The organism is Mesorhizobium sp. WSM4904 (assembly GCF_029674545.1).
Taxonomy (GTDB): domain Bacteria; phylum Pseudomonadota; class Alphaproteobacteria; order Rhizobiales; family Rhizobiaceae; genus Mesorhizobium.
Genome location: NZ_CP121354.1, coordinates 3,890,358 through 3,915,789 on the forward strand (window position 1 = coordinate 3,890,358; position 25,432 = coordinate 3,915,789).

At 64.2% G+C, this 25,432-nt stretch carries 20 protein-coding genes and 1 riboswitch; of the genes, 12 read left to right on the forward strand and 8 right to left on the reverse strand.

Annotation, left to right across the window (positions count from 1 at the left end):
• The first annotated feature begins 27 nt into the window (after positions 1 to 27).
• Positions 28 to 702 carry an isoprenylcysteine carboxylmethyltransferase family protein gene (locus tag QAZ47_RS18550; protein ID WP_278202170.1) on the forward strand — a complete coding sequence of 225 codons (675 nt, stop codon included), beginning with the start codon at positions 28 to 30 and terminating at the stop codon, positions 700 to 702.
• 4 nt (positions 703 to 706) lie between these two features.
• Here the strand turns inward: QAZ47_RS18550 and QAZ47_RS18555 are convergent, their stop codons facing one another.
• A complete protein-coding gene (locus QAZ47_RS18555) occupies positions 707 to 1,588 on the reverse strand; it encodes a CoA ester lyase (protein WP_278230334.1) in 882 nt (293 codons plus the stop codon).
• Positions 1,588 to 2,040 (reverse strand): MaoC family dehydratase, encoded by a 453-nt coding sequence (locus QAZ47_RS18560; RefSeq protein ID WP_278202172.1) that lies wholly within the window; start codon positions 2,038 to 2,040, stop codon positions 1,588 to 1,590. Before QAZ47_RS18560 ends, QAZ47_RS18555 begins: the two co-directional genes overlap by 1 nt.
• 152 nt (positions 2,041 to 2,192) lie before the next feature.
• On the opposite strand from QAZ47_RS18560, the gene QAZ47_RS18565 reads away from it, so the two are divergent.
• Complete coding sequence (locus QAZ47_RS18565) at positions 2,193 to 3,314, forward strand: DUF2336 domain-containing protein (protein ID WP_278230335.1); 1,122 nt, start codon at positions 2,193 to 2,195, stop codon at positions 3,312 to 3,314.
• A 108-nt stretch (positions 3,315 to 3,422) separates the two neighbouring features.
• Here QAZ47_RS18565 and QAZ47_RS18570 read toward each other — a convergent pair whose 3' ends face one another.
• Both QAZ47_RS18570 and parE read right to left on the reverse strand, forming a co-directional pair.
• Entirely contained in the window at positions 3,423 to 5,489 is a 2,067-nt protein-coding gene (locus QAZ47_RS18570; RefSeq protein ID WP_278230336.1) for an FUSC family protein, read from the reverse strand.
• A gap of 42 nt (positions 5,490 to 5,531) precedes the next feature.
• The gene (gene parE, locus QAZ47_RS18575; RefSeq protein WP_278202175.1) at positions 5,532 to 7,589 is read right to left on the reverse strand and encodes a DNA topoisomerase IV subunit B; all 2,058 of its coding nucleotides are present in this window, start codon (positions 7,587 to 7,589) and stop codon (positions 5,532 to 5,534) included.
• A 256-nt stretch (positions 7,590 to 7,845) separates the two neighbouring features.
• Between parE and cpaB the strand changes: the two genes are divergently transcribed.
• The 9 genes from cpaB to QAZ47_RS18620 all read left to right on the forward strand — a co-directional run bounded on the left by cpaB (position 7,846) and on the right by QAZ47_RS18620 (position 17,223).
• Positions 7,846 to 8,784 (forward strand): Flp pilus assembly protein CpaB, encoded by a 939-nt coding sequence (gene cpaB, locus QAZ47_RS18580; RefSeq protein WP_278230337.1) that lies wholly within the window; start codon positions 7,846 to 7,848, stop codon positions 8,782 to 8,784.
• 82 nt (positions 8,785 to 8,866) lie between these two features.
• A complete protein-coding gene (locus tag QAZ47_RS18585) occupies positions 8,867 to 10,261 on the forward strand; it encodes a type II and III secretion system protein family protein (RefSeq protein ID WP_278233822.1) in 1,395 nt (464 codons plus the stop codon).
• Positions 10,262 to 10,265: 4 nt separating this feature from the next.
• Positions 10,266 to 10,541: a hypothetical protein gene (locus QAZ47_RS18590; RefSeq protein WP_278202177.1), complete on the forward strand. Its 276-nt coding sequence runs from the start codon at positions 10,266 to 10,268 to the stop codon at positions 10,539 to 10,541.
• Between the two features lie 13 nt (positions 10,542 to 10,554).
• A complete protein-coding gene (locus QAZ47_RS18595; protein ID WP_278202179.1) occupies positions 10,555 to 11,769 on the forward strand; it encodes a response regulator/pilus assembly protein in 1,215 nt (404 codons plus the stop codon).
• Complete coding sequence (locus tag QAZ47_RS18600) at positions 11,766 to 13,187, forward strand: CpaF family protein (RefSeq protein ID WP_278202180.1); 1,422 nt, start codon at positions 11,766 to 11,768, stop codon at positions 13,185 to 13,187. The genes QAZ47_RS18595 and QAZ47_RS18600 overlap by 4 nt, the downstream gene beginning before the upstream one ends.
• Before the next feature lie 3 nt (positions 13,188 to 13,190).
• Positions 13,191 to 14,156: a type II secretion system F family protein gene (locus QAZ47_RS18605; protein WP_278230338.1), complete on the forward strand. Its 966-nt coding sequence runs from the start codon at positions 13,191 to 13,193 to the stop codon at positions 14,154 to 14,156.
• 1 nt (position 14,157) lies between these two features.
• Positions 14,158 to 15,123, forward strand: coding sequence for a type II secretion system F family protein (locus QAZ47_RS18610; RefSeq protein WP_278202182.1), 966 nt, complete (start codon positions 14,158 to 14,160; stop codon positions 15,121 to 15,123).
• 278 nt (positions 15,124 to 15,401) lie between these two features.
• A complete protein-coding gene (locus QAZ47_RS18615) occupies positions 15,402 to 15,875 on the forward strand; it encodes a hypothetical protein (RefSeq protein ID WP_278077609.1) in 474 nt (157 codons plus the stop codon).
• A gap of 175 nt (positions 15,876 to 16,050) precedes the next feature.
• Positions 16,051 to 17,223: a GGDEF domain-containing protein gene (locus tag QAZ47_RS18620; protein ID WP_278230339.1), complete on the forward strand. Its 1,173-nt coding sequence runs from the start codon at positions 16,051 to 16,053 to the stop codon at positions 17,221 to 17,223.
• Positions 17,224 to 17,227: 4 nt separating this feature from the next.
• On the opposite strand, the gene gcvP is transcribed toward QAZ47_RS18620, so the two are convergent.
• Genes gcvP through gcvT form a run of 3 tightly spaced genes read right to left on the reverse strand, consistent with a single transcriptional unit; the run spans position 17,228 to position 21,531 of the window.
• On the reverse strand, positions 17,228 to 20,038 hold the full coding sequence (gcvP, locus tag QAZ47_RS18625; RefSeq protein ID WP_278230340.1) for an aminomethyl-transferring glycine dehydrogenase: 2,811 nt from the start codon (positions 20,036 to 20,038) through the stop codon (positions 17,228 to 17,230).
• 16 nt (positions 20,039 to 20,054) lie between these two features.
• Positions 20,055 to 20,423, reverse strand: coding sequence for a glycine cleavage system protein GcvH (gene gcvH / locus QAZ47_RS18630; RefSeq protein ID WP_278230341.1), 369 nt, complete (start codon positions 20,421 to 20,423; stop codon positions 20,055 to 20,057).
• Positions 20,424 to 20,430: 7 nt separating this feature from the next.
• Entirely contained in the window at positions 20,431 to 21,531 is a 1,101-nt protein-coding gene (gcvT, locus tag QAZ47_RS18635) for a glycine cleavage system aminomethyltransferase GcvT (protein WP_278230342.1), read from the reverse strand.
• 149 nt (positions 21,532 to 21,680) lie between these two features.
• Positions 21,681 to 21,767: riboswitch (glycine riboswitch) on the reverse strand.
• Between the two features lie 348 nt (positions 21,768 to 22,115).
• Here gcvT and QAZ47_RS18640 point away from each other — a divergent pair.
• The gene (locus QAZ47_RS18640; RefSeq protein ID WP_278230343.1) at positions 22,116 to 23,972 is read left to right on the forward strand and encodes an acyltransferase family protein; all 1,857 of its coding nucleotides are present in this window, start codon (positions 22,116 to 22,118) and stop codon (positions 23,970 to 23,972) included.
• A 402-nt stretch (positions 23,973 to 24,374) separates the two neighbouring features.
• Here QAZ47_RS18640 and QAZ47_RS18645 read toward each other — a convergent pair whose 3' ends face one another.
• Entirely contained in the window at positions 24,375 to 25,205 is an 831-nt protein-coding gene (locus tag QAZ47_RS18645; protein ID WP_278202188.1) for a transporter substrate-binding domain-containing protein, read from the reverse strand.
• Between the last annotated feature and the right edge of the window lie 227 nt (positions 25,206 to 25,432).

Here is a 25,432-nt window from a genome sequence, read left to right on the forward strand (position 1 = left end):
GGCGGGGCATGTCATGGCAGGTGGGTCATGGTCGCGAAATTGATTATCCAGACATTCCTGTGGTTCGGCTTCATGGGCGCGTTGCTCTTCATGTCGGCCGGAACGCTGCATTGGCCGGGAGCATGGGCCTATCTGGTCCTGATGGTGGGGCTCAGCCTGACACTGGGCGTGGCGCTGGCGCGGCGTGATCCCGGCCTGATGAACGAGAGGCTCAGCCCGCCGATCCAGAAGAACCAGACGGCGGCCGACAAGGTCCTGCTCTCCGTTCTGCTCGCCGGCATCTTTGCCTGGCAGATCCTGATGGGTCTCGATTTCCGCTTTGGCTGGTCGGCCGTTCCCGCTTGGCTGCAGGTGACCGGCGCGATCGTGCTGCTGGTCAGCATCTGGATCTGCTACCTGACGATGCTGGAGAACAGCTTCGCGGCGCCTGTCGTGAAGATCCAGGACGAGCGCGGCCAGAAGGTCATCACCACCGGCCCATACAGCTATGTCCGCCATCCGATGTACGCCGGGGCCATCCTGTTCTTCGCCGGCACGGCGCTGCTGCTTGGCTCGTGGTGGGGGCTGGTATCGGTCCTCGCCTTCATCGTTCTGCTCGCCATCCGCACCTTCATCGAAGAAAAGACGCTGCGTACCGGCCTGCGCGGCTATGACGACTATGCAGAGAATGTCCGCTACCGGCTGATCCCGATGGTCTGGTAACGGTTCAGGCGGAAATGCCGGCGGCTTTGGCGCGGGCGAGCAGCCGCTGGGCGAGCCGCAGATGCGGGCGGTCGTACATCTTGCCTTCGATGCCGACGACGCCCGGATTTCCCGCCGCCGCGAAGGCGTCGACGATCGCCTGCGAGCGCTCGATCGCCTCGGCCGACGGTGTGAAGGCGGCGTTGATGACCGGCACCTGCGCCGGATGGATCGCCATCTTGCCGGTAAAGCCGTCGCGTTCGGCCTCGCGGCACTCGGCCTCGAAAGCGGCCATGTCGCGGAAATCCGGAAAGACGGTGTCGATCGCCGCAACCTCGGCCGCGCCGGCTGCCAGGATCGTCAGCGTGCGCGCAAGGCGGAATAGATCGGTATAGCGGCCGCTCTCGTCGCGCGCCGAGCGCGCGCCGATCGCGGCGGACAAATCCTCGGCTCCCCAGGTAAGCCCTGCGAGCCGGGTGCTCGCTCCTGCATAGCTTGCCGCCGCCAACACGCCTGCCGCGGTTTCGGTGATGATCGGCAGGATTCTTATGCCGCCGTCCGGCAATCCGTTTTCGGCCTCGTGCACGCGAAGCTTGGCCGCCAACTGCTGCACATCCTGACCGCTGTTCGACTTCGGCAGCATGATGCCGTCGGGCTTCACCGGGACAAGTGCGGCAAGGTCGTCATCGGTCATGCCGGTCGTGAGGTCGTTGACGCGCACATAGATGGCGGAGCTGATCTGCTGGCTTCTATCCGAGATGAAGCGAGCCGCGACTTCGCGAGCGGCCGCCTTGTTGGCGGCGGCCACGGAATCCTCAAGGTCGACGATGACCACGTCAGCGCCGGCGCCGAAGCCCTTTTCCAGCTTGCGCTCGGAATCGCCGGGCACGAAAAGCAGTGAGCGCATCAGGCCGCCTGCTTCTTCATCATCGCCTGCCTCGTGCATTTGGCGACGAGCACGTCGTCCTGATTGTAGGCGCGGTGCTCGAACTCGACGATGCCGCGATCCGGCTTCGACTTGGATTCGCGCACCGAAACGACCGTGGTCTCGACTCTGATGGTGTCGCCATGGAAGACCGGGTGCGGAAACACGGTTTCCTTCATGCCGAGATTGGCGACGGTTGTGCCGATGGTGATGTCGTTCACCGAAATGCCGATCATCAGGCCGAGCGTGAACAGCGAATTGACCAAGGGCTTGCCCCATTCGCTCTTCGCCGCGAAGTCGAAATCGATATGCAAGGGCTGCGGGTTCAGCGTCATCACCGAAAACAGCATGTTGTCGCTTTCGGTGACGGTCTTGCGCAGCGAGTGGCGGAAGACATGGCCGACGACGAACTCTTCCAAATAAAGCCCGGCCATGGTCGATCTCCTCCGCTTGTCCCTGCTTGATAGGCGTTGGTCGCGGCTCCATCAAGCCGGTTAAGAAACATGGTGAACCGTTCGTAAACCATTGCCAGACTACCGTTCACAACGGGGCCGGGAACATTCCGGCGAGGGCGTAGCTGGTCGGCATGATTGTTTCGCATTTTCTAAAATGGATTGATACGGCAAGGGTCTCCGAGCGCGCCGCCGCCGCGAGCGCGCTGGCCCGCGCCTACATAAACTCCGACCTGCCGTTCGAGGATCGCTGCGCCGCCGAGGCAGCGCTCACGCTGCTGCTCGACGACGTCTCCGCCAAGGTTAGGCAGTCGCTCGCCGAGGCGTTGTCGATGAGCCACCACGCGCCGCCGCAGGTGATCGCAGCACTCGCTTCCGACCAACCTGAAGTGGCGGCGCTGGTGCTGGCGCGTTCGCCTTTGCTTACCGACGCCGATCTCATCGACCGCGTCGCCGGCGGCCAGAAGGCCACCCAGAAGCTGATAGCCAACCGTCCCGTCGTCTCGATGTCGTTGGCGGCAGCCATTGCCGAGATCGGCGAGCCGGAAGCCTGCGCAACGCTCATCGCCAATAGTGGCGCCGACATTGCATCGCTGAGCTTCCGGCGCATGGCCGAACGCCACGGCCATGTGCCGCTGGTGCGCGAGGCGCTGATCGCTGACGCGCGTCTGCCTGCCGATTGCCGGCACATGCTTTTGGTCAAGCTCGGCGAGACGCTGAAAGGGTCGCCTCTGGTCTTGGCGCTGATGGGCGCCGCCCGCGCCGATCGCGTGATGCGCGATGCCTGCGTGAAGGCCTCGGTGACATTGATCGAGGGCACACGCGCCGAGGAGCATGCCGCGCTGATCGAGCATCTGAGGCTGCGCGGCGATCTCACCGCAGGCTTCATCATCCGCACCATCGCGCATGGCAAGGTCGACTTCTTCGGCTCGGCGCTGGTCGCGCTTGCCCAGCAGTCCGAACAGCGGGTGAGGGCGCTGCTGGCCGGCGGCCACGACGTCGCGCTGCAGGCGCTGTTCCGCAGCGCCGGCCTCGCCGCCGCCACGCACGGCATCATCTTGCGGGCGCTGAAGGTCTGGCGCGAGGTCGCCAACGGCAAGCGCGTCGCGGGCGTTCAGGAAGTGAGCTGGCTGATGCTGAAGGAGCTCGGCGGGCAGACGGCCGAGGGCGATCTGGCAGGGCTGGTGAAGTCGATCCATCTCGACGCGCTGCGCGAAAACGCGCGCGGACACGCGCTGGCGATAGCGGCGGCTTAAAGCGCGTCGCGCTGAAGCGGATTCAGGCGATGCGCTTTAAGCTTTTGTTTTGATGCATGTCGTTTTCGCAAAACCGCTGCACACTTTTGTGCGACATGCATTAAGGCGTCAGCCTCGACCTCTCGCGAAGAAATCCGGATAATCCTCCATCGCCGCGGCGATGATGCGCAGCGAGGCCGCGACCTGCAGCATTTCGGGCCGGTCGCTGCGATCGGCGATGCCGGCCGCATATTGCCTCGCCACGGCGACGGTCGACGTCTGCGGCTCGCCATGTCTCCTGAACAGCAATTCCCGCGCCAGGCCCCTCAGGAAATTGCCGATCGATTCCACCGTCTCGTGCGGGATCGCGGAATTCAGCTGCGCGCCGCGCAGCCGCAGCACTTCGAGCCCGACGGTGACGGCGGCGATGCTGCCGCCCAGTATGGGATCGCCCTTCCTGCCTGTCTGCTGTAGTTGCGGCATCAACTGGTTGATCCGGTCATAGGCCAGGCTTTCGAAGGCCGAACGCCTGGGAATGCGCTCATGCAGGCAAAGGCGCGCCAGGTCCTCGCGCATTGCCTGCGAGATGCGCTCGACGGTGACCCAGGGGTTGGCCGGCAGCACGACGATGAAGACGCCGATGGCGATCAGGATGCCGACCAGGATCGACGCCGACCCGGCGAAGAACGGGCCGGGATCATAGGTCATCAGCTGGTGCGGGCTGAGGAAAGCCAAGAAATTGATGGCGAAGGCGGTGGCGACGCCGACATAGCGCGGATTGGCCATGCCGAGCGCCGCCGGCACCATGATGGGCACGACAAAGAGCGTGAACCAGCCGAAGCCGGGGAGTGCCGGGAGAGCGATCTGGCCGACAAGGAAGGCGAAGGGCAGCGCGAGCAGCGTTCCCCTGAAGAAACCCCAGGCGGACTGGACCGGATCGGGCCGTGCCGCGAACAGGCTGGAAACAACGGCAACGAGGATGACGGTGCCTGCGGTCTCCGACCATTTGGTCGTCAGCCAGAAGGCTGCCACCAGAAGCGTGGCGAGTGCGGCGCGCACGGCGTTGCGCCAGGCGGCGTGATAGTCGCGATGCACGACCAGCGCCGGCTGCTGTCGTTCACGAGACGACCTGGAAACCGGCGAGCGAAGCGCATCCAGGCCACGCATCACCTGTTTCAGCGCCTCCGCGAAATCGGCGGCGATGGTGAGGCGGGTGATGGTGCCGACCCTGTCCTCGCCGGGTTCGGCCGGCGTAGCCGGCGCCTCCCGCGCCTTGGTCGCGATCGCGTCGAGCCGCGCAATCCAGGGGCCTGTGTCGTCAAGTGCGCCTGGCGTTGCCGAGAGCTCACCGACGAAAGCCTGCAAGTCGCTGCGCACGGGGAGGAGCGTCGCGTTTTTCGGCGCGGCATGAGTGTGCAGCGCGCGGGCCGCCGACAGCGCCCACAGCAGCTGTCCGATCGTGCGCCGCACCGGATGGGCGCGCGTGGCGAAACTTGGCGCCTCCAGACGCGCATAGGTGCGCATCTCGGCAAGCGTCTGAGCGTCGGTGATCAGCTTGCGCTGCAGGGCCGCAAGGCCAGCCGGGTCTCCGCCGGAAAAGGCGCCGGAGGCATAGTCGGCAAGATCGAGAATGCTGCGCTTCAACCTCGAGATGATGGCGTCCGCCGCCAGCTTCGGCAGGATCAGTCGGCTGGTGACGCCGGCGCAGACGATGCCCAGCACGATTTCGGCGCAGCGCGCAATGGCGAGATCGACGACGAGATGCGGCTGACCGAAGGCCGGCAGGCTGATGATCATCGCGGTGTAGCCGGCAAGGGCGGCACCATAGGCCTCCGGATTGCGCAGCAGCGAGGAGACGAGCGTGCAGACGCCGATCCACAGCGCCAGTGCCGTCACCAGGAGCCATGGATTGATGCCGAACAGCGACGTGATGCCGATCGCCGCAGCGCCGCCGGCCAACGTGCCGAGCAGCCGGTAGAAACCTTTCGCCAGCACCATTCCGGCCACCGGTTGCGCGACGATGAAGACGGTCATCATCGCCCATTGCGGATGGTCGAGCTTGAGGGCGTAGGCGACAAGCAGCGCGATCAGCCCGGCCGAAACCGTGCGCAGTGCGAAGATCCAGTCCGAGCGCGTCGGCTGCGTCAGGCCGCTCAGCGGTGTCTCGACAAGCTCTTTCAGCCGCGTCCAGGTCACGTGCAGGTCTCCGTATCGGAGCCTGTTATGACCGGCAGGTGCTCAGATATCCAGCACGTCGGTCTCGGCGAATTCGGCGCGTTCCTGGATGAAGCGGAAGCGCGCCTCGGGCTTGGTGCCCATCAGCGCGTCGACGGCATCCTTGGTCGCCTCCTCGGCATCGATCACATCGACCCTGAGCAGCGTGCGCTTCCTCGGGTCCATGGTGGTCTCCTTGAGCTGCGAGGCCATCATCTCGCCAAGGCCCTTGAAGCGGCCGATCTCGACCTTGCCGCGCCCGGTGAATTCGGTGCGCAGCAACTCGTCCTTGTGCGCGTCGTCACGGGCATAGGCGACCTTGCCGCCCTGACGGATCGAATAGAGCGGCGGCACGGCCATGTAGAGGTGGCCGCCACGGACCAGGTTCGGCATCTCCTGATAGAAGAAGGTGATCAAAAGCGAGGCGATGTGCGCGCCGTCGACGTCGGCATCGGTCATGATGATCACGCGATCGTAGCGCAGGTCCTCGTCGCGATATTTCGAGCGCGTGCCGCAGCCGAGCGCCTGGATCAGGTCGGAGATCTGCTGGTTGGCGGCAAGCTTGTCGTTGCCGGCGCTGGCGACGTTGAGGATCTTGCCGCGCAGCGGCAGCACCGCCTGGCTGGCGCGGTCGCGCGCCTGCTTGGCCGAGCCGCCGGCCGAGTCGCCTTCGACGATGAAGATCTCGGCCCCCGCTGCGGCGTTCTGCGTGCAGTCGGCCAGCTTGCCCGGCAGGCGCAGCTTGCGCACAGCGCTCTTGCGCGACACTTCCTTTTCCTGGCGCCGGCGCACGCGTTCGTCGGCGCGCGCAATCACCCATTCGAGAAGCTTCGAGGCTTCCTGCGGATTGTCGGCCAGCCAATGATCGAACGGGTCGCGGATGGCGGTTTCGACGATGCGCATCGCCTCGATGGTGGCCAGCCTGTCCTTGGTCTGGCCGACGAATTCCGGCTCGCGGATGAACACCGACAGCATGCCGGCGGCCGATATCATGACGTCCTCGGTGGTGATGATCGAGGCGCGCTTGTTGCCGATCAAATCGGCATAGGCGCGAAGGCCGCGGGTCAGCACATTGCGAAAGCCTGCCTCATGCGTTCCGCCTTCGGGGGTGGGAATCGTGTTGCAGTAGGAATTGAGGAAGCCGTCGCCGCCGAACCAGGTCACCGCCCATTCGAGCGAGCCGTGGCCGCCCTGCTTGTCGCTTTTTCCCGCGAAGACCTCGCGGGTTACCTGGAATTCGTCGCCGAGGGTAGCCTTGAGATAGTCCTTCAGGCCGCCCGGGAAATGGAACTCGGCCTTGGCCGGGGTCTGGTCCTTTTCCTTGATCAGCGACGGATCGCAGGTCCAGCGGATCTCGACGCCGCCGAACAGATAGGCTTTCGAGCGCGTCATGCGGTAGAGCCGGGCCGGCTCGAAGGCGGCGCCCTTGCCGAAGATCTGCTCGTCGGGATGGAAGCGGGTCCTGGTGCCGCGGCGGTTGTGCACCTCGCCGAGATGCTCCAGACCGCTTACCGGAACGCCGCGCGAGAAGCGCTGACGATAGAGCTGGCGGCCGCGCGCGACCTCGACCTCGAGGTGATCGGACAGTGCGTTGACAACCGAAACGCCGACGCCGTGCAGACCGCCGGAGGTCTCGTAGACCTTGGAGTCGAACTTGCCGCCCGAATGCAGCGTCGTCATGATGACTTCGAGGGCCGGCTTCTTGAATTTCGGATGCGGATCGACCGGGATGCCGCGGCCGTTGTCGGTGACGGTGAGAAACCCGTCGGCCGAAAGCTCGACATCGATGAAGGTGGCATGGCCGGCGACCGCCTCGTCCATCGAATTGTCGATGACTTCGGCGAACAGGTGATGCATCGCCTTGTCGTCGGTGCCGCCGATATACATGCCCGGGCGGCGCCGCACCGGTTCCAGCCCCTCCAGCACCTCGATATCGGCGGCGCTGTAGCTCTCGCTTCCGTCGCGCGAGGCCGTCGAGCGCTTCGCGGCCTGTACGATCGGATCCGCGGCGCGCGATGGCGTGCGCACTGGTTGTGGCTGCTGCTTTTCCAGGTCGCCGAAAAGGTCGTTTCTATCGTCCATGCTGGCCCTAGCGTTGGGTACTGCGAATCACTCCTCGATACTGCCACGCTTTTGGCGGGCGAACGAGGTTCCTGTTCCGTTCAGGGATCAAAGTCTCTCTTATTCTAAAACCATTCGATAACCAAGCCGCCGGAAATAGGGCGGTCTTCATACCCTTGGATTCCTGATTCTTTAACAATGACGCCTAGCGTGAGTGGTAACCAACAAAATACCACGGGGCGTCAGGGGTTTCGTTGTGAGGGGCAGGGCCATAACCATGATCGGCATCGCCGCCGTTTTCGGCGCGATCTCGATCTTTGCCGCGGATTTCTGGGTCAAAAGCCAGGCGAAAGCCCAATCCGAGCTGAAGGTGGCGTCGATCGCGGCGCCGCAAGAGCCCAAGGTCGAGTTCAAGACCATAGTCGTGGCGAGCGCGCCGCTGCGTTACGGCACCGAGCTCGATCGGTCGCAACTCACCGAAATCCCGTGGCCGCAGGATTCCTTGCCGCAAGGCGCCTTCCCGACCATCGACAAGCTGCTTGCCGAAGGCAGCCGGGTGGTGCTGTCGCCGATCGAGGTCAACGAGCCGGTACTGCTCGCCAAGCTGTCGGGGCCGAATGGCCGCGCGACGCTTTCCAACATGCTGTCGCCAGGCATGCGGGCCGTCACCATCCGCATCGATGAGATCGCCGGCGTCGGCGGCTTCATCACGCCGGGCGACCGGGTCGACGTCGTGCTGACGCGCGATGCCGGCGAAATCCAGGAAGTGGCCAAGAACGCCCAAGGGGCGGCCGGCTCGACGGTCACGTCCGAAATCGTCGTTTCCGATGCCAGGGTGCTTTCGGTCGGCCAGGGCGCCGACGAGCGCAAGACCGAGCCGCAGGTCGCCAATTCCGTGACCCTCGAGGTGACGAACGAAGGGGCACAGAAGGTCGCGCTTGCCCGCACCGTCGGCACCTTGTCGCTGTCCTTGCGGTCCGCCGCCGACGCCAGCGCCAGCAGCAATGGGCTCACCACCATCTCTTCCTTCGGCGGCTCGGTTGCCGCGCGCGCGGAGGCAAGCGCCGCCTCGCTGGTCAATGCGGTGGCAAAGGAGCCGGAAGGGCCAAAATTCAAGACGGTGATCGTGTCGCGCGGCGAGAAGGTCGAGGAATACAAGGTTCTTTCCAAGCAAGCCGAGGGAGACGTCGTTCCTTCCAAGGAACAAGAACAATAGCCGGTGGGGACCGGCCGGGGACGGGACAATGCCTGTGTTGAACAAAGAACGGACAACCAGAAGGCTGCGCCTTCTGCGCGCGATGGCTGCGGCCGCCTTCCTGGCAGGCGCAGGAACGCTTGCCTTTGGGGCGCCGGCCCGGGCAAACAACGATGTCGTCTACGTCTCGGCGACCAAGAATGCCTCGATCAAGGTCGCCAAGGGCAAGCCCAAGACGATCATGACGAGCGCCGCCTTCTACCAGATCGTCATCGGCGATCCAGAGATCGCCAACGTCAACCCGCTGACCGACAAGTCCTTCTATGTGCTGGGCAACAATCTCGGCACCACCGGCATCGCGCTGTTCGACCAGAACAAGCAGCTCGTCGGCACCATCGACGTCGAGGTGACGCTGGATACCGACCAGCTCGCAAGCACCATCCGCGCCAGCGTGCCGGATGCCAAGATCAGGGTCGGTTCGGCCAACGGCCGCGTGGTGCTGTCGGGTGAGGCCGACGACGCGGTCGCGGCCGAGAAGGCGAGCAAGATCGCGTCGCGCTTCTCGGGCAACGAGGAAGTGATCAACTCGGTCAACATCTCGTCCTCGCAGCAGGTTCAGCTCAATGTCCGATTTGTCGAGATCAACCGCCAGGCGGGACAAGATCTCGGCGCCAAATACGGGGCCAACTTTGCCTTCGGCATGGGCGGCCGTGACGTCATCCTTGATCCCGGCACCGTGCCGACGGCCGGCACCGGCGAGATCATCGGCCGGTTGCTCTCCAACGGCGTTTCGATCGATATCGCCATCAAGGCGCTCGAAGAGCGCGGTCTGGCCCGGCGGCTGGCCGAGCCGAACCTGATCGCCCGCTCGGGCCAGACGGCAAGCTTCCTCGCCGGCGGCGAGTTTCCGATCCCGGTCTCCGAGGACAACGGCAAGATCAGCGTCACCTATAAGAAATACGGCGTCGGCCTGGATTTCACGCCGACCGTGCTCAAGGATGGGCTGGTCAGCCTGGATATCGCGCCTGAAGTGTCCTCGATCGACACTTCTGCCTCCATCCAAGTCAGCAACGGCATTTCCATTCCGGCTTTCATCGTGCGCCGCGCCAAGACGTCGGTCGACCTGAAGAACGGCCAGAGCTTCATGATCGCCGGCCTTTTGCAGTCGCAGAACGACATCACGACCTCGCGTCTGCCGGGGCTCGGCAAGCTGCCGGTGCTGGGCTCGCTGTTCTCCTCGAAGTCCTATCAGCGGCGCGAGACCGACCTCGTGATCATCGTCACACCTTATCTGGTCAAGCCGGTCGACCCGTCGAAGAAGATGGTCGAGCCGACCGACGGAACGCAGCCGCCAAGCAATGTCGACTACTTCCTGAACAACAACGAGGAAGTGAGCGCCTCGGCGCCCAAGCGCCCGGTGGCGTTGGCCGACGGCAGTGTGGCCCGTCCGGCGGCCGCCACGACCTCCGGCCACTTTCTCGATCTGCCGAAGGACTGAGCTCATGCGTCTGGCTCCCTGTATCGCTCTGCTGCTTGCCGGTGCCTTCGCAGGCTGCACCAGCGACGACTACGTGCGCAGCGAAGGCGTGACGACGGCTGCCGGCAACGCCCAGGCGTCGAACACGGTCATGCAGATGGTCGACCCCTGGCAGTACGGCGTCCAGAACACCAGGCTTCTGGTGCCGGCCCAAAGCACGAGCCCCACGGCCGGCGCCGCCGGCGCGAAAGCCGGTTCGGAGTCGGCATCGACGACATCGGCATCGACGACATCAAACTGATTGGCTGGCGATCATGGCATCCGGCACCAAGACAAAGAAGATCCTGCTCGTTTCAACCGACAGGGCGTTCTCGCAGGACACGCGGACGGCTTTCGCAGCCTCCGAGGTCATCGAGCTTTTGACAGTCGAGAGAAGCGTCAACGAGCTTCGCGGTGAAGTCCAGGAAGCCGAGTTCGGTGCCGTCATCGTCGACATGGATGCAGCCAAGCTCGAGGAGATCGAGTCGCTGCAGCGCATCATGCGCCGGCTCGAAGGCCGGGTTCCGGTGGTCGTCGTCACCCAGGAATTCAATGCGGCGGCGGTGCGCATCCTGGTGCAGCTCAAGGTCGCCGACTTCCTGGTCAAGCCGATCACCACCGCAGACCTGGTGCGTTCCGTCATCCGCGCGCTGCAGGGGCCGGGGCGCGAGGAAAACACCGAGTCTCAGATCTACACCTTCATGCCGGCCGCCGGCGGCGTCGGCACCACCACGCTTGCGCTCCAGACCGCCTTCCAGCTGCATCATTCGGTGACGCGCGGCGCCTCTACCTGCGTGGTCGACCTCAATTTCCAGCAGGGCGCCTGTGCCGAATATCTCGATCTCGAGCCGCGCTTCGACATCACCGAAATCGAGAACCAGCCCGAACGCCTCGACCGGCAGCTGCTTGATGTCATGCTCTCAAAGCATGCGAGCGGGCTCTGCGTGCTGGCCGCGCCGACGCGTCCCTCGGAAATGCGTTCGTTCAAGACCGATGTCGTGGTGCGCATGCTCGACCTCGTCTCGGCCTATTTCGACAATGTCGTCATCGACATGCCGCGCACCTGGTTCCCATGGACCGAGACGGTGCTGCTCGGCTCCAACAAGCTCTATATCGTGGCCGAGATGACGGTGCCTTGCCTGCGCCACACGCAGCGTCTCATCCAGGCCATCTACGAGACTGCCGGCAAGGAAGTGAGGCCCAACGTCATCGTCAACCGCTTCGAGCAGAAGATGTTCGACAGCGGCATCAAGCAGGCCGATGTCCAGGACATTCTCGGCGAACATTTCGTCGGCGGCATCTCCAACAACTACCGGCTGGTGCGCGAGGCAGTCGACCGGGGCGTGCCGCTGCACGACATCGACCCCAACGCCAATGTCGTCAACGACCTGAAGAAGATCATCCTGCCTGAGGAGGCGGTGACGACGACGGCAAAATCGAAGTCGCTGTTCGGCCTCGGCAAGGGCCTCTTGAAGAGGAGAGCAGGATGAGCAGCCGCTTCTCCAACCTGCAGAATCGCGACGTCCGTCCGCTGCGCCCGCCCGAACCCGCGCCCGTTGCGCACCATGCCGTGGTCATTCCGACGACCCGCAAGCCGGCTCCGCCGAAGCCGGATGCGGCACCGGCAAAAAGCGCCAACAAGGTGCTTGACGCGCGCGTGCGCATCCACCGCATGCTGCTCGAGGAGATCAACCTCGTCGCGCTGGAGCGGCTGCCCAAGGATGAAATGCGCCGTCAGGTGCATGAGTTCGTCTCGGAAAAGACGCGCGAGGAGCGGATGGCGATCAACACTGCCGAGCTCGACGCCCTGGTCGACGACATCGTCGACGAGATGGTCGGCCTCGGCCCGCTGGAGCCGCTGCTCAAGGACCCCGAGATCAACGACATCCTTATCAACGGTCACCAGAACTGCTTCGTCGAAAAACGCGGCAAGCTGCAGCAGGTTCACATCCCGTTCAAGGACGAAGCGCATCTACTTAGGATCATTAACAAAATCGTCGCTGCAGTCGGACGCCGGGTCGATGAATCGCAGCCGATGGTCGACGCCCGCATGCTCGACGGCTCGCGTTTCAACGCCGCCATCCGGCCGGTCGGCGTCGACGGGCCGCTGGTGTCGATCCGCAAATTCTCCAAGAACAAGCTCGGCCTGCACAAGCTGGTCGAGTTCGGCGCCATCACCCAGAACATGGCCGAGGTGCTGGCGGCGGCCGTGCATGCGCGCAAGACCACGATCATCTCCGGCGGTACAGGTACCGGCAAGACGACGATGCTCAACGCATTGTCGGCCTTCATTCCCGAGGACGAGCGGTTGATCACCATCGAGGACGCGGCCGAGCTGCAGCTGCAGCAACCGCATGTCGCGCGCATGGAAACGCGGCCCGCGAACATCGAGGGTCATGGCGAGCTGAAGCAGCGCGACCTGGTCAAGAACGCGCTGCGCATGCGGCCCGACCGCGTCATCCTCGGCGAGTGCCGCGGCGAGGAGGCCTTCGACATGCTGCAGGCGATGAACACCGGCCATGAAGGTTCGATGGCGACCATCCACGCCAACACGCCGCGCGACGCCATCTCCCGCCTCGAGCAGATGCTCGGCATGACCGGCATGCCGATGACGGTGCAGTCGATCCGCAGCCAGATCGCCAGCGCCCTCGACATCATCGTGCAGCTGACGCGCCTGTCCGACGGCAAGCGCAAGGTGACCAGCGTCGCCGAGGTGACGGGCATGGAAGGCGACGTCATCCAGATGCAGGAGATCTTCCGCTTCGTGCGCACCGGCATGGAGGCCGACGGCAAGATCGTCGGTCATTTCGAGGCGACGGGCATCCGTCCGCGCTTCCTTGAGGACCTGCGCAACATGGGCATAGAATTTCCGGGCAAGTATTTCGAACCCGGCCGGCCGCAGGAGTAGCCGGTGCTCGAGGGGTTCGGTCCGATCTACGCCGTCTACGCCGCTGCTGCGCTCACCGGCATCATGGTCGCCGAAGGCTGCTACCTGCTCTATGCCGGCCGCAGCGACAAGCGCACGGCGATCAACCGCCGCATGAAGCTGGCGGAGAACAAGATCAGCCAGGAGCAGGTGCTGATCCAGTTGCGCAAGGAGCGCGGCGTCGAGGGCGGCGCGTCCCTGTTTTCCCTCGATCGCTTCCGCGCTTTGCGCACGCAGTCCGGCATGATCACGCCGTTGCCCAAATTCCTCATGATCACGTCTGGGGCGGCTTTCGCGCTGGCCCTTTTCGCCATGTGGTACGGCCTGCCCTTGCTTTTCGGGCTGGTCCTGTTCGCCGTGTTGCTGCCGATCCTGCCGGTGATGGCGTTGCGCTTTCTGCGCAAGCGCCGGCATAAGCGCTTCGGCCTGCAACTGCCGGAAGCGCTGGAGCTGATCACGCGCGGCCTCAAGGCCGGCCACCCGGTGCCGGTGGCGATCGCGATGGTGGCGCGTGAGATGGCCGATCCGATCGGCACCGAGTTCGGCGTCGTGGCCGACGAGGTGACCTACGGCTCCGATCTGGTCTCGGCGCTCAACAACCTTTTCGAGCGGGTCGGCCACGAAGACCTGCCGTTGTTCGTCACCGCCGTGTCGATCCAAAGCAGTTCCGGCGGCAATCTGCGCGAGATCCTGGACGGGCTGTCGGCGACGATCCGCGAGCGCGGCAAGCTGCGGCGCAAGGTGCGCGCGATTTCTACCGAGGGCCGCATGTCGGCCTATATCCTGACCGCCGTGCCGGTGCTTTTGTTCACCGCCATCATGGCGCTCATGCCGCAATTCTACCGGGAAGTGTGGGGGATACCGAAGACCTGGTACATGCTGGGCGGCTCCATCCTGTGGCTGCTGCTTGGCAACGCCATCATGTTCAAGATGTCGAATTTCAGGTTCTGAGATGGAGGACATCATCCGCTTCCTTGCCTCGCTCGCGCCGACATCGCTGATGCCGGTGGCGGTGCTGCTGCTGGTGCTGGGCGGCGGCGCGATGGCCTGGCCGCTGGTCGTCGCCAAGGGCGATCGCAACGAGGTCAAGCGCCGGCTGAAGGTCGAGGTGGTCCAGCCGATCGAGCAGGCGGAGCCGGCGGCGCCCAGGAAGAACGCAAACGCCGTGCGCGAGAAGGCGGTGAGGCGGGCGCAGGAATTCTACGCCAAGAGCGACCCGGAGAACGTCGCACGGTTGCGCATGAAGCTCATCCAGGCCGGCTACATGGAGCCGCGCGCCGTCGGCATGTTCTTCCTGATCCGCTTTGCCGCTCTGGTCGGCGTCGCGCTTGGCGCGTTCCTAGTCAACCATTGGGCGGCCAGCGCCGAGTCGACCATGACCAGCCGCTGGACCTTCATCATCCTGTCGGGTGCGGCAGGCTATTTCCTGCCGGGCCTGGTACTGACGCAGAAGGTGCGGGAAAAGATGCGCGAATACCGCAACGGCTTTCCCGACTTCATGGATCTGATGATCGTCTGCTCCGACGCCGGCATGAGCATGGAGGCCGGCATCGAGCGCGTCTCGAAGGAACTGGCAAAGACCTATCCGTCGCTCAGCCAGAACCTGCAGCTGGTGTCGCTGGAGCTCAGGGCCGGCCGCAGCCTCGACGATGCGTTGAAGGCGCTCGCGGACCGATTGAGCCTTGATGAGGTCCGTTCCTTCGCGACGCTGTTGCAGCAGTCCAAGGAACTCGGCACCAGCCTGTCGGGCGCGCTGCGCGTCTTTTCCGACGAGATGCGCCACAAGCGCATGTCGCTTGCCGAGGAGAAGGCGCACGCCCTGCCGGCCAAGATGTCGGTGCCGGTGACGGTGTGCATCCTGCCGGTGGTGCTGATGGTCGCCATCATTCCCATCGTCGTGAAGCTGACGGCGCACTGAGGCATGTTGATATTCAGGTGATGCCGGCCTGCAAGCGGCAGTTTTCTGGCGCTTCCGGTGCTCACGTACCTAAAGTACGTTCCGCTCCGGTTCTCGAAAACCACCACTTTCGGCTCAGCCTGACCTGAATCTCAACATGCCTCAAGCTCCGCGTACTGGTTAACGCATCCCTTGCACGCAACTGAAATTTAGGAGCTTTTCGGCACCGAAGCTTAATCGCTGTGGTTTATGGTCCTTACTGAAGAACGACCCGGCAAATCGGGCGATGGGGCAGGGGCATGCGTCACGGACTTCCCAGGGCAGCAGCGGCGTTGGCAGCCGTCTTGATGATCACCGGCTGCACGACGAGCAGCAACGTCGACACCACCAAGACCACCGCGATCCAACCGACGGCCAAGGACGTCAGCGCCGCCGACCTGGTGGAGGGCAAGGCACAGTTCCGCGAGGCCAATTTCGGCCTTGCCGAGCAGCATTTCCGCAAGGCAGTTGAGCTCAAGGCCGACAATGCCGAAGCCTGGATGGGGCTTGCCGCCTCCTATGACGAGCTTGGCCGCTTCGACTTCGCCGACCGCGCCTATGCCCAATTGTTGAGGGTCGCCGGGCGCAAGCCGCAGATCGTCAACAATATGGGCTACTCGCAGCTGCTGCGCGGCAACAAGAAGAAGGCGAGGGCGCTGCTGCTCGAAGCGAAGGCCGGCCTCGCCGATCAGACCGTCGTCAATGCCAACCTTGCGCTGCTCGACAAGAGCTGATCCGCTTCCACGCTCCTTGCCGTCGCGCATCCGCGCCGGCATTTCAGGCGGCATGTCGACGCTTTGTAAACCCTGTACCGACGTAGCGGCGGGCGCCAGCCGAAAACGGTTTGCGCCGGGCGTCTACAACCTACATTGAGGAAGTAACGAGACTCCCCAAGGCAGACCTTCAGAGATGTTGGATTTCAGCTCGCTCCTGCTCGCGGCGGCGCTGTCGGGCACTTGCCTCAGCATCACTTTGTTCGCGATCTGGTTCACCGCGCCCAGCGCGCGTTTCATTCCCATGGTCGCTTGCGGCATGCTCGTGCTCGTTGCCCATGTGGTCCTGTTCTGGCGCTATACCAAGGATGCCAATCCCTGGCTCTGCCAGATCGTGCTCGCGCTGCTCAGCCTAGGCTTTCTGGCCATCTGCCTGTCGGCCATGCAGTATCTCGGTTTTCGCAACTATCGCCGCGCGGTTCTGCCGACGCTTGCAGCCATGGCCGCCTGCGCCGCTTTCACCTATCTCGGTTTCGACGGCGTCGGCTTCCAGATCACCTACGCGGCTGTGACGGCGCTGCTCGCAGCGATCGGAACGATGTTCTGGATGAAGGGCGATCACGACCGCCGGATCCTGCTCGTCGTCTCGTTCCTGAGCGGAGCCTGCGGCGTGTCTTTCGCGCTTTGCGGCCTGGTGCTGCTCTTCCATGGGCAATGGGTGCTGGGCGCCGCTCCGGACAACTGGGCCGAGAGGGTGAACTCCGTCGTGGCGGTTGCCTGCATGACCGGCCTCGGCGCGCTGGCGCTTTCGCTGCACCATCTGCAGGCGCAGATCGAGCTCAAGGCCGAGACGATGACCGATCCGCTGACCGGCCTGATGAACCGCAGGGCGCTCGGCGAGCTTTACGGCGATCGCAGCTTCGGTCCGTTCATGGCGATCGCGATGTTCGATCTCGACCATTTCAAGGCGACCAACGACGTCTTCGGCCACCCTGTCGGCGATCAGGTCCTTTGCCGCTTCGCAGCAGTGATCAAGAAATATGGCAGGGTCGGGGTCGACGCCTTCCGGCTGGGCGGCGAGGAATTCGCGCTCGTCATCTCGCGCATGACGCCGGAAAAGGCGCATGACATGGCAAGCAGGATCGGCGTCGCCTTCGGCACCGAGATCGTTCCGACCCATCGCGGCCCGCTGCGCAGCAGCGTCAGCGGCGGCATGGGATTTGGCGCCGCCGTCGGCCTGAGCCTGGACGAGGTGCTGGCGGAAGCGGACGCCGCGCTCTATGCCGCCAAGCGCGCCGGGCGGAACCGCGTGATCGCCCAGCACAAGGAAGGCCAGCCCGACAGCGGGCCGGCCCTGAAAACCGCTTGAACGACTACTCGGCGGCGCCGAGATATTCCGTCAGCGGCGGGCAAGAGCAGACCAGGTTGCGGTCGCCGGCGACATTGTCGATGCGTGACACCGGCGGCCAGTACTTTGCCGCCAGATCGACGTCACCCGCCGGATAGGCTGCTTCCAACCGCGAGTACGGATGCGTCCATGCGCCTGCCAATGTCTCGGCAGCGGTGTGAGGAGCGTTGACCAACGGGTTATCGGCCAAGGGCCATTCGCCCTTTGCCACCTTTGCCGCCTCGCCGGCGATCGCGATCATCGCCTCGCAGAAGCGGTCGAGCTCGCGCTTGGGCTCGGACTCGGTCGGCTCGACCATCAGCGTGCCGGCAACCGGGAACGACATGGTCGGCGCATGGAAGCCGTAATCGATGAGACGCTTGGCGATGTCGTCGACGCTGATGCCGGCGCTGTCCTTGAGCACGCGGGTGTCGAGGATGCACTCATGGGCGATGCGATCGCTCCGCCCCTTGTAGAGGAGCGGGAAATGCGGCGCGAGCCGGGTCGCCACGTAGTTGGCGGAAACGATCGCCGTCTCGGTCGCCTGCTTCAGCCCTGCGCCGCCCATCATGCGGATATACATCCAGGTGATCGGCAGGATCGAGGCACTGCCGAAGGGCGCGGCCGCCACGGCATGCGCCGAGCCTTCGGTGACATGACCCGGCAGATAGGGTTTTAGATGCGCCCTGACGCCGATCGGGCCGACGCCCGGGCCGCCGCCGCCATGCGGGATGCAGAAGGTCTTGTGCAGGTTCATGTGGCAGACATCGGCGCCGATGTCGCCCGGGCGGGCGAGGCCGACCAGGGCGTTGAGGTTCGCGCCGTCGAAATAGACCTGGCCGCCGTGCTCGTGGATGAGAGCGCAGAGATGGCGCGCGCCTTCCTCGTAGACGCCATGCGTCGACGGGTAGGTGAACATCAGCGCCGCAAGGTTCCTGGAATGCTCGTTGGCCTTGGCCCTTAGATCGTCCATGTCGATATTGCCATCGTCGGTGCAGCGCACGACGACGACGCTCATGCCCGCCATCGCGGCGCTTGCCGGATTGGTGCCATGCGCGGAGGACGGGATCAGGCAGATGGTGCGATGGCCCTCGCCGCGCGCGCGGTGATAGGCGCGGATGGCGAGCAGGCCGGCATATTCACCCTGGCTGCCTGCATTGGGCTGCAGGCTGACCGCGTCGAAACCGGTGATCTCCGACAGCCAGGCTTCCAAGTCGCCGGCCATGGCGCGGTAGCCCGCCGAATGGCCGGCCGGCGCGAAGGGGTGCAGGTTGGCGACGCTCGTCCAGCTCACCGGCATCATCTCGGCGGCGGCGTTGAGCTTCATCGTGCAGGAGCCGAGCGGGATCATGGCGCGGTCGAGCGCGAGGTCCTTGTCGGCCAGCCGGCGCAGGAAGCGCATCATGTCGGTCTCGGAATGGTTCTCATGGAAGACTGGCTGCGTCAGGAACTCCTTGCCGCGCGGCTTGGCGGGCATGGAGCCGGCTTCCACCGTGCCGGGCTTGGCGCCGAACAGCGCCGCGATCGCCTCCAGGTCGGCTTCCGTCGAGGTCTCGTCGAAGGCGATGCCGACGCGGTCGGCATCGATGACGCGCAGCAGCCTGCCGATCTTTTCTGCGGCGGCGGCAATCGAGCTTGCCTTGCCCTTCACCTCGACCGTCACCGTGTCGAAGCGATGCGCGCCGAGGACTGCTACGCCTGCTGCCTTCAGCCCCGCCGCGAGGCGGTTGGCAAGGGTGTGGGCGCGCTCGGCGATAGCCTGCAGGCCGGCGGGGCCGTGCCAGATCGCATAGGCGGTCGCCATGTTGGCAAGCAGCGCCTGCGCGGTGCAGATGTTCGAGGTGGCCTTGTCGCGGCGGATGTGCTGTTCGCGCGTCTGCAGCGCCAGGCGATAGCCCGGGCGGCCCTTGGTATCGGTCGACTGACCGACGAGACGGCCGGGCATCAGCCGGGTCAATCTGTCGGAGACGGCGCAATAGGCGGCATGCGGGCCGCCAAAGCCCATCGGCACGCCGAAGCGCTGCATCGAACCGACGGCGATGTCGGCGCCGAGCTTCGCCGGAGAGTCGGTCAGCGTGAGCGCAAGCGGGTCGGCGATGAAGACGACCAGCGCGCCGACGGCGCGGGCCTTCTCGATCGCTGCCTTGTGATCGCCATAGACACCAAATGTGTCCGGCCAGGAGACGAGCAGGGCCGCGGTGTTGTCGTCGATCGTCTCGCCGTCGACCTCGGTGCCGAGGGGCTCGGCGCGCGTGCGCACGACATCGAGCGTCTGCGGATGCGGCGCGCCGGCGAGCGCCACCTTGGTGCGCTTGTCGCGGTGATGGCGCAGCGCGATGCCGACCGCTTCGGCGACAGCGGTGGCTTCATCGAGCAATGATGCCGATGCCACCGGCAGGCCGGTCAGCTCGGTGACCAGGGTCTGGAAATTGAACAGCATCTCCAGCCGGCCCTGGCTGATCTCGGCCTGGTAGGGCGTGTAGGCCGTATACCAGGCCGGGTTCTCGAACATGTTGCGCTGGATGACCGGCGGCACAAAGACGCCGTGATAGCCGGCGCCGATGAAGCTCTTGAGCACCGTGTTCTTCGCCATGATCGCCGACAATTCGGCCAGCGCTTCGGCTTCGCTGGCCGCGGGAGGCAGATTGAGCGGCTGATCGAGGCGTATCGATCTCGGGACGGCCTGGCTTATCAGCGTCTCGACGGACGGCACGCCGATGGTGGCAAGCATGGCCCTGACATCGTTGACGCTGGGGCCGATGTGGCGGGCCGAGAAAGGAACAGGTGCTGCGGTCATTTCCAAAATCCTGCTATCAGCCGATATGGGCTTTGTAGGCAGCCTCATCCATGAGGCTGGCGAGCTGGCTTTCGTTGGATAGCTTCATCTTCCAGAGCCAGCCGTCGCCGGTCGCCGCCGAGTTGACCAATGAAGGGTCGGACGACAGCGAGGTGTTGGCTTCGATGATCTCGCCGTCGACCGGCGCGTAGACATCCGAGGCCGCCTTAACGGATTCGACGACCACCGCAGTGTCGCCCTTGGCGAGCTTGCGGCCGATTTCCGGCAGTTCGACGAAGACGAGATCGCCGAGCTGCTCCTGCGCGTAGTTGGTGATGCCTACTGTGGCGACGCCGCCCTCGACGCGCAGCCATTCATGGTCTTCAGTGAAATAGGTGTTTGCCATCGGGAATTCATCCTTTGCGGTAGCGGTGTGGCGTGAAGGGGAGCGAAGTGACGTCGACCGGAATTTTCGTGCCACGGACATCGGCGAACAATCTGGTGCCGGGTCTGGCCAGCGCGGTGTCGACATAGCCCATGGCGACCGGGTGGCCCGTCGAGGGGCCGAAGCCGCCCGAGGTGACGCGGCCGGCCGGATTGCCCTCGGCGTCGACCAGCGCCGCTGCCGCGCGCACCGGCTGGCGACCATCGGGCTTCAGGCCGACGCGCTTCTGCGACGGGCCGCGCTCGAGGATCGAGCGCAGCGCGTCGGCGCCGATGAAGCCGCCGGAGGCGCGGAACTCCTTGGGGATCGCCCACATCAAGCCGGCGCTTGCCGGGTCGATCTCGGGTGTCAGATCCTGGCCGTGCAGGCAGAGCCCGGCTTCGAGCCTAAGGCTGTCGCGGGCGGCAAGGCCGATCCATTGCACGCGCTCGTCCTGCAGCAGCTTCGCGATGAGATCGCGGGCATCCGGTTCCGGCAGCCCGATCTCGAAGCCGTCCTCGCCGGTGTAGCCGGAGCGGCTCATGAACCAGTTTTGCCGGGGCTCGACACCGTGCATGAACAGCAAGGAGCCGGTTTCAATGCCGGCTCGCGAAAGGGCCGCCCAGGCGTCCGGGCCCTGGATGGCCAGGAAGACGCGGTCGAGCGGCTGGACCTTGGCGTCGAAATCGGCCGCCAGCGCGCGGAGGTGCTTTTCATCCTCGACCGCGTTGCCGGCATTGGCGACCACCATGAAACGCTGGTCGCTCAGCCTAGTGACGATCAGGTCGTCGATGATGCCGGCCGCCTCATTGAGGAAGAAGGTGTATTTGGACTGGGAGATTTCCAGCGCGCCGGCTTCGAGCGGGCAGGCGCGATCGAGAAGTGCGGCGGCGCCTGGACCGCTGACCTCGAACAGCTTCATGTGCGAGATGTCGAACAGGCCGGCATGCTCGCGCGTGTGGAGGTGTTCCTTCATCACGCCCGCTGGATAAGTCAGCGGCATCGACCAGCCGGCGAACGCGCCGAAGCGCGCGCCCGCGGCGTTATGCAAATCCTCGAGGGGTAGGTGTTTGGTGCCTTCGCCTGTCATGTCTTCTCCAGAGTCGCACGCAATCGACCGCCATTGGCGGTCCAGTCCGTGCCCCTCTGTCTGAAGCCTGAGAGACTCGCGCCCCGGAACTCTGTCGGCAGCGCTTACACCTTCGGCGCGGGACGAATCCCGACTTTCCAGAGTTGTCTTTCCCGTCCACGGTTCTTTTGCCTGAGAGATTTCGGGCGATTTCCCCTTCGGCGACAGCTTTCGCTGTTCTCTCCCGCAAACAGGTAGGACTCAGTCGCCTGAGTCCCCGACGCGCCATCCATAGCCCGTCGGCGACACCTTGTCACCTCCCAGCGACATCTAAAGCGCTGAGGCGACCCGCTTCGATATTTGTTTGATGCATGTCGTCCTCCCAAAACCGCTGTACACCTTTGGGCGACATGCATCGGCCGACAAGTCTTCGACAACCGCGCGGTTTGCCAAGCTCCAAGACGGAAGCGGCGGCCCGGTTTTTAGGAGCTGGTATTTGCGGAAGAGGACCTTTAAAGGCGGCCTGTCGGCAATCGGTACCAAAGTAGTTGAGCACGTCACAATTCCGCCCGGAGATACAGGGGCTGCGGGCAATCGCAGTCTGCATGGTGGCGGTGTTCCATGTCTGGCCATTCCTGATCCCGGGCGGCTATGTCGGCGTCGACGTGTTTTTCGTCATTTCCGGATATCTCATCACCGGCGTTCTGGTGCGCGAGGCTGAGGCAACCGGGAAAATAAACATCCCAGCCTTCTATTTGAGGCGGGCGCGACGGCTTCTGCCAACGGCGATGCTGGTGCTTCTGGTTGTCGGCGCGCTGACGCCGCTGTGCCTTCCCGCATCACAGTGGGTCGACGGCATGGCCGAAATGGCACTCAGCGCCGTTCAGTTGGAAAACTGGCGTCTGGCTGCGAAGTCTGTCGCCTATCTGGCCAGGGATAGCGCGCCGAGCCCCGTGCAGCACTATTGGTCGCTGTCCATCGAGGAACAGTTCTATGTCGTCTGGCCAGGACTGATCATGGCCGGACTGTCGGCGTCGCGCTTATTCAAACTGTCTTGGCGAGCGATGCTCCTCGCGCTCTTCGGAACCGTAATCATTGCCTCGCTGGCTGCCTCGATGTGGCTGACCGCCGTCGACCCGGCCCCAGCGTATTTCGTCACATTTACCCGTATTTGGGAACTCGCCCTCGGCGGCTTCGCGGCGCTCGAGTTTCCGGCGATCGGCAACGCGAAGCGGCGCATCCTGGGCGTTCTCGGCATCGCGGGCATTCTCGCGGCTGGCTTTCTGTTCTCCAGCAAGACGCCTTTTCCCGGCTATGCCGCGCTGCTGCCGACCTTGGCAACCATATTGGTGATCCTGTCGGGACGGAGCAGCTCACCGCTGAGTGTTTTTGCCTTGCTGAAAAGTCGCCCGTTTCAGTTCGTCGGCGATATCTCCTATTCGCTCTATCTCTGGCATTGGCCCATTGTCGTATATGTCTCCCAGCGAACGGGCGAGACGGTAGGTCCGCTGGCCGGCACAGCCATTTTGCTCGCAAGTGTTGGCCTGGCTGCGATTTCGAAAGTTCATGTCGAGGACCGTTTCCGATCGCCGCGGTCATCACATTCCGTGCGCCGCAGGCTAGGCGAGCTGGCCGCCGCCCTGGTCGTTTTCTCGCTCGTCCCACTGGTCGCGCTTTTTGCCCAACACGCCGGCCTAGCGAGGGAGCGCGCATTCATCGCCAGCCATCCCAACGACTATCCAGGCGCCAGATCGTTGTTTGCCAACGAGCCCGTGCCTGTCGTGACGGCCTTTGCGCCGCCCCTTGCGACAATCAAGCAGGACCTTCCGCCCACCGAAGCATGCCGTGTCACCCTCGATGGCGCCGAACCCCTCCGTTGCCGGTTCGGCGACCCAAACGGCCACTTCAAAGTCTTTCTGATCGGTGATTCGCATGCCGAACAATGGGTGCCGGCGTTTGAAGGAGTGGCTGCGGACCGCGGCTGGAATGCCTCCAGCTTTACCAAGTACGCCTGCCCCCTATTCCCAGCCATGCTGGCGTTGAACGATCGCCCCTATACGAATTGTCTGAACTGGGGGCAGCGCATGCTGGAGATTATCCAGCAGGAGAAGCCGGATCTCATCATCTTGGGGCAGAGGCTCGATCTGCTGCCATATTTCAAGGAAGGCGAGGCGCAGGTACCGGTCCCCGCCACTCTGATACAATTGTGGCGCAGGCTCGAGGCGTTGGGCGCAAAGGTAATCGTGATCGCCGACACACCTTCCTGGGGGGTGAAGCCTGAGAATTGCCCGGACTGTTCCATCCCCTACAAGTCGATTGCCCGGCCCGATCCGCTGATCGCCGCGCACCAGGCCTATGGACGACCGGTGGGTTTATCGATTTCAACGACTTTATCTGCCCTAACGAACACTGTCCTGCGGTCATCGGCAACGTCTATGTATGGCGTGACAAGGATCATTTGACCGCAACCTATTCAAGCTCGATGACCGAGGTCTTCGGCAAGCGGCTCGATGCCGCAATTGCAGCAATCGGAACCGGCAACTTTGCCACAGGGGGACTGTCGACAAGCCTTCGCTAACCACGCCGTTTGCCGGTTTCTCAAGATACTTCCGATATGAAACGACGCACTACAGCGCCGCGTGTCCTCTTGGACGCGCAAAGGACGCCAGGAACCGTGCGGCCGAGGCGCTCGCTCGACGCGCCGAGACGATCGACGCAGGCGAGGCCAGGTGGCTGGCCGAGCGGGTTGGCGACGGCCTACGTCCGCTGCGCGACAACGAACGCGCGCTGCTGACATTGATCAAGCACGCGTAGCCGGAAATCCATCCGGCGCTGAAGCCGCTGCTTGACAAGGTGGCTTGAGGTTATTGCTTCGGCTTTGCCTGTTCCGGCTTGGCGCCGGTGTCGAAACGCGACATCCATTTGAAGCCGCCGAACCAGTAGCGGCGAACACCCGTGATGGTGCCATCGGCGGTGCGCGCGCTGATCCAGTTGTCGACGTATTGGACGAGGCGGACGTCGTCGGGGCGCAAGGCGAAGGCTTCCGGCGTGCGCAGCAACGGGCCGCCCACCAGCTTGAATTTCGCGTCATAGAGCCTGGCCGCCATCTGCGGCGTCGGCGACGTGGCCACCATGGCCTGCGCGTCGCCGCCGATGAGAGCGGCAAAGACGGCGGTCGTGTTGTCGAAGGACAAGATGTCCGCCTTCGGGAAGGCCTCCTTGGCGGCGGCCTCGTCGGTGGAATTGGACAGCACGGCGATCTTGTAGCCAGGCGCCATCAGCGCCTTGTCCGGCCGTTTGCCGAGGCCGGCTATCGACGCGACCATGCGGATGTCGGCGGCGCCGGTGGGATTGGAGAACACCACCTCGCGGGCACGCTCCGGCGTGTTGGCATAACCGGCCGCGATCAGATCGAAGTCGCCCTTGAGCAGCCGCGCCTTCAGGTCGTTCCATGGTACCTCGACCAGCTTCAATTCAACGCCGAGATCCGAGGCGAGCGCGTTTGTCAGATCGACGTCGTAGCCCGCGAACTTGCCGTCGGCCTTTTTGAGGATCCAAGGCGGATTGATTGCCACACCGACCGTCAGCGTCTTCTGGTCGATGACGCGCTTGAGGCTGTCATCGGCGCGTGCCGGCAAAACAGTCAGCCAGGCAGAAAGAGCAAGTATAATCGTCGCGATTACCTTAGCGCGCATGAATATAACCTCGCTGCTGGCCCCTCTGGTTGTCAGATTTACACAGAGGTGCCATTCTGTCGATAGCGGACCCCTGACGGAGATTTGCAAATGTCGGTGCGGATGGCAGTTACCGGTTCGATGATGTTCCTGGCCAGCGCCTTCGGCAATCCGGCAAAACTGTCGCTGCTGCCCGACGCGGCGCAGGCCGCAGGCCCTCAACGCGTGGTCTGCTCCAGCGCGGATTA

What these genes read in the sequence shown, in the direction of transcription:
- gcvP (WP_278230340.1), bottom strand. Translation starts at nt 20,038, where the DNA reads ATGACCGCAGCACCTGTTCCTTTCTCGGCCCGCCACATCGGCCCCAGC.
- QAZ47_RS18645 (WP_278202188.1), bottom strand. Translation starts at nt 25,205, where the DNA reads ATGCGCGCTAAGGTAATCGCGACGATTATACTTGCTCTTTCTGCCTGG.
- QAZ47_RS18565 (WP_278230335.1), top strand. Translation starts at nt 2,193, where the DNA reads ATGATTGTTTCGCATTTTCTAAAATGGATTGATACGGCAAGGGTCTCC.
- QAZ47_RS18555 (WP_278230334.1), bottom strand. Translation starts at nt 1,588, where the DNA reads ATGCGCTCACTGCTTTTCGTGCCCGGCGATTCCGAGCGCAAGCTGGAA.
- QAZ47_RS18600 (WP_278202180.1), top strand. Translation starts at nt 11,766, where the DNA reads ATGAGCAGCCGCTTCTCCAACCTGCAGAATCGCGACGTCCGTCCGCTG.
- QAZ47_RS18550 (WP_278202170.1), top strand. Translation starts at nt 28, where the DNA reads ATGGTCGCGAAATTGATTATCCAGACATTCCTGTGGTTCGGCTTCATG.
- QAZ47_RS18610 (WP_278202182.1), top strand. Translation starts at nt 14,158, where the DNA reads ATGGAGGACATCATCCGCTTCCTTGCCTCGCTCGCGCCGACATCGCTG.
- gcvT (WP_278230342.1), bottom strand. Translation starts at nt 21,531, where the DNA reads ATGACAGGCGAAGGCACCAAACACCTACCCCTCGAGGATTTGCATAAC.
- QAZ47_RS18585 (WP_278233822.1), top strand. Translation starts at nt 8,867, where the DNA reads ATGGCTGCGGCCGCCTTCCTGGCAGGCGCAGGAACGCTTGCCTTTGGG.
- QAZ47_RS18615 (WP_278077609.1), top strand. Translation starts at nt 15,402, where the DNA reads ATGCGTCACGGACTTCCCAGGGCAGCAGCGGCGTTGGCAGCCGTCTTG.
- cpaB (WP_278230337.1), top strand. Translation starts at nt 7,846, where the DNA reads ATGATCGGCATCGCCGCCGTTTTCGGCGCGATCTCGATCTTTGCCGCG.
- parE (WP_278202175.1), bottom strand. Translation starts at nt 7,589, where the DNA reads ATGGACGATAGAAACGACCTTTTCGGCGACCTGGAAAAGCAGCAGCCA.
- QAZ47_RS18590 (WP_278202177.1), top strand. Translation starts at nt 10,266, where the DNA reads ATGCGTCTGGCTCCCTGTATCGCTCTGCTGCTTGCCGGTGCCTTCGCA.
- QAZ47_RS18560 (WP_278202172.1), bottom strand. Translation starts at nt 2,040, where the DNA reads ATGGCCGGGCTTTATTTGGAAGAGTTCGTCGTCGGCCATGTCTTCCGC.
- gcvH (WP_278230341.1), bottom strand. Translation starts at nt 20,423, where the DNA reads ATGGCAAACACCTATTTCACTGAAGACCATGAATGGCTGCGCGTCGAG.
- QAZ47_RS18595 (WP_278202179.1), top strand. Translation starts at nt 10,555, where the DNA reads ATGGCATCCGGCACCAAGACAAAGAAGATCCTGCTCGTTTCAACCGAC.
- QAZ47_RS18620 (WP_278230339.1), top strand. Translation starts at nt 16,051, where the DNA reads ATGTTGGATTTCAGCTCGCTCCTGCTCGCGGCGGCGCTGTCGGGCACT.
- QAZ47_RS18640 (WP_278230343.1), top strand. Translation starts at nt 22,116, where the DNA reads ATGGTGGCGGTGTTCCATGTCTGGCCATTCCTGATCCCGGGCGGCTAT.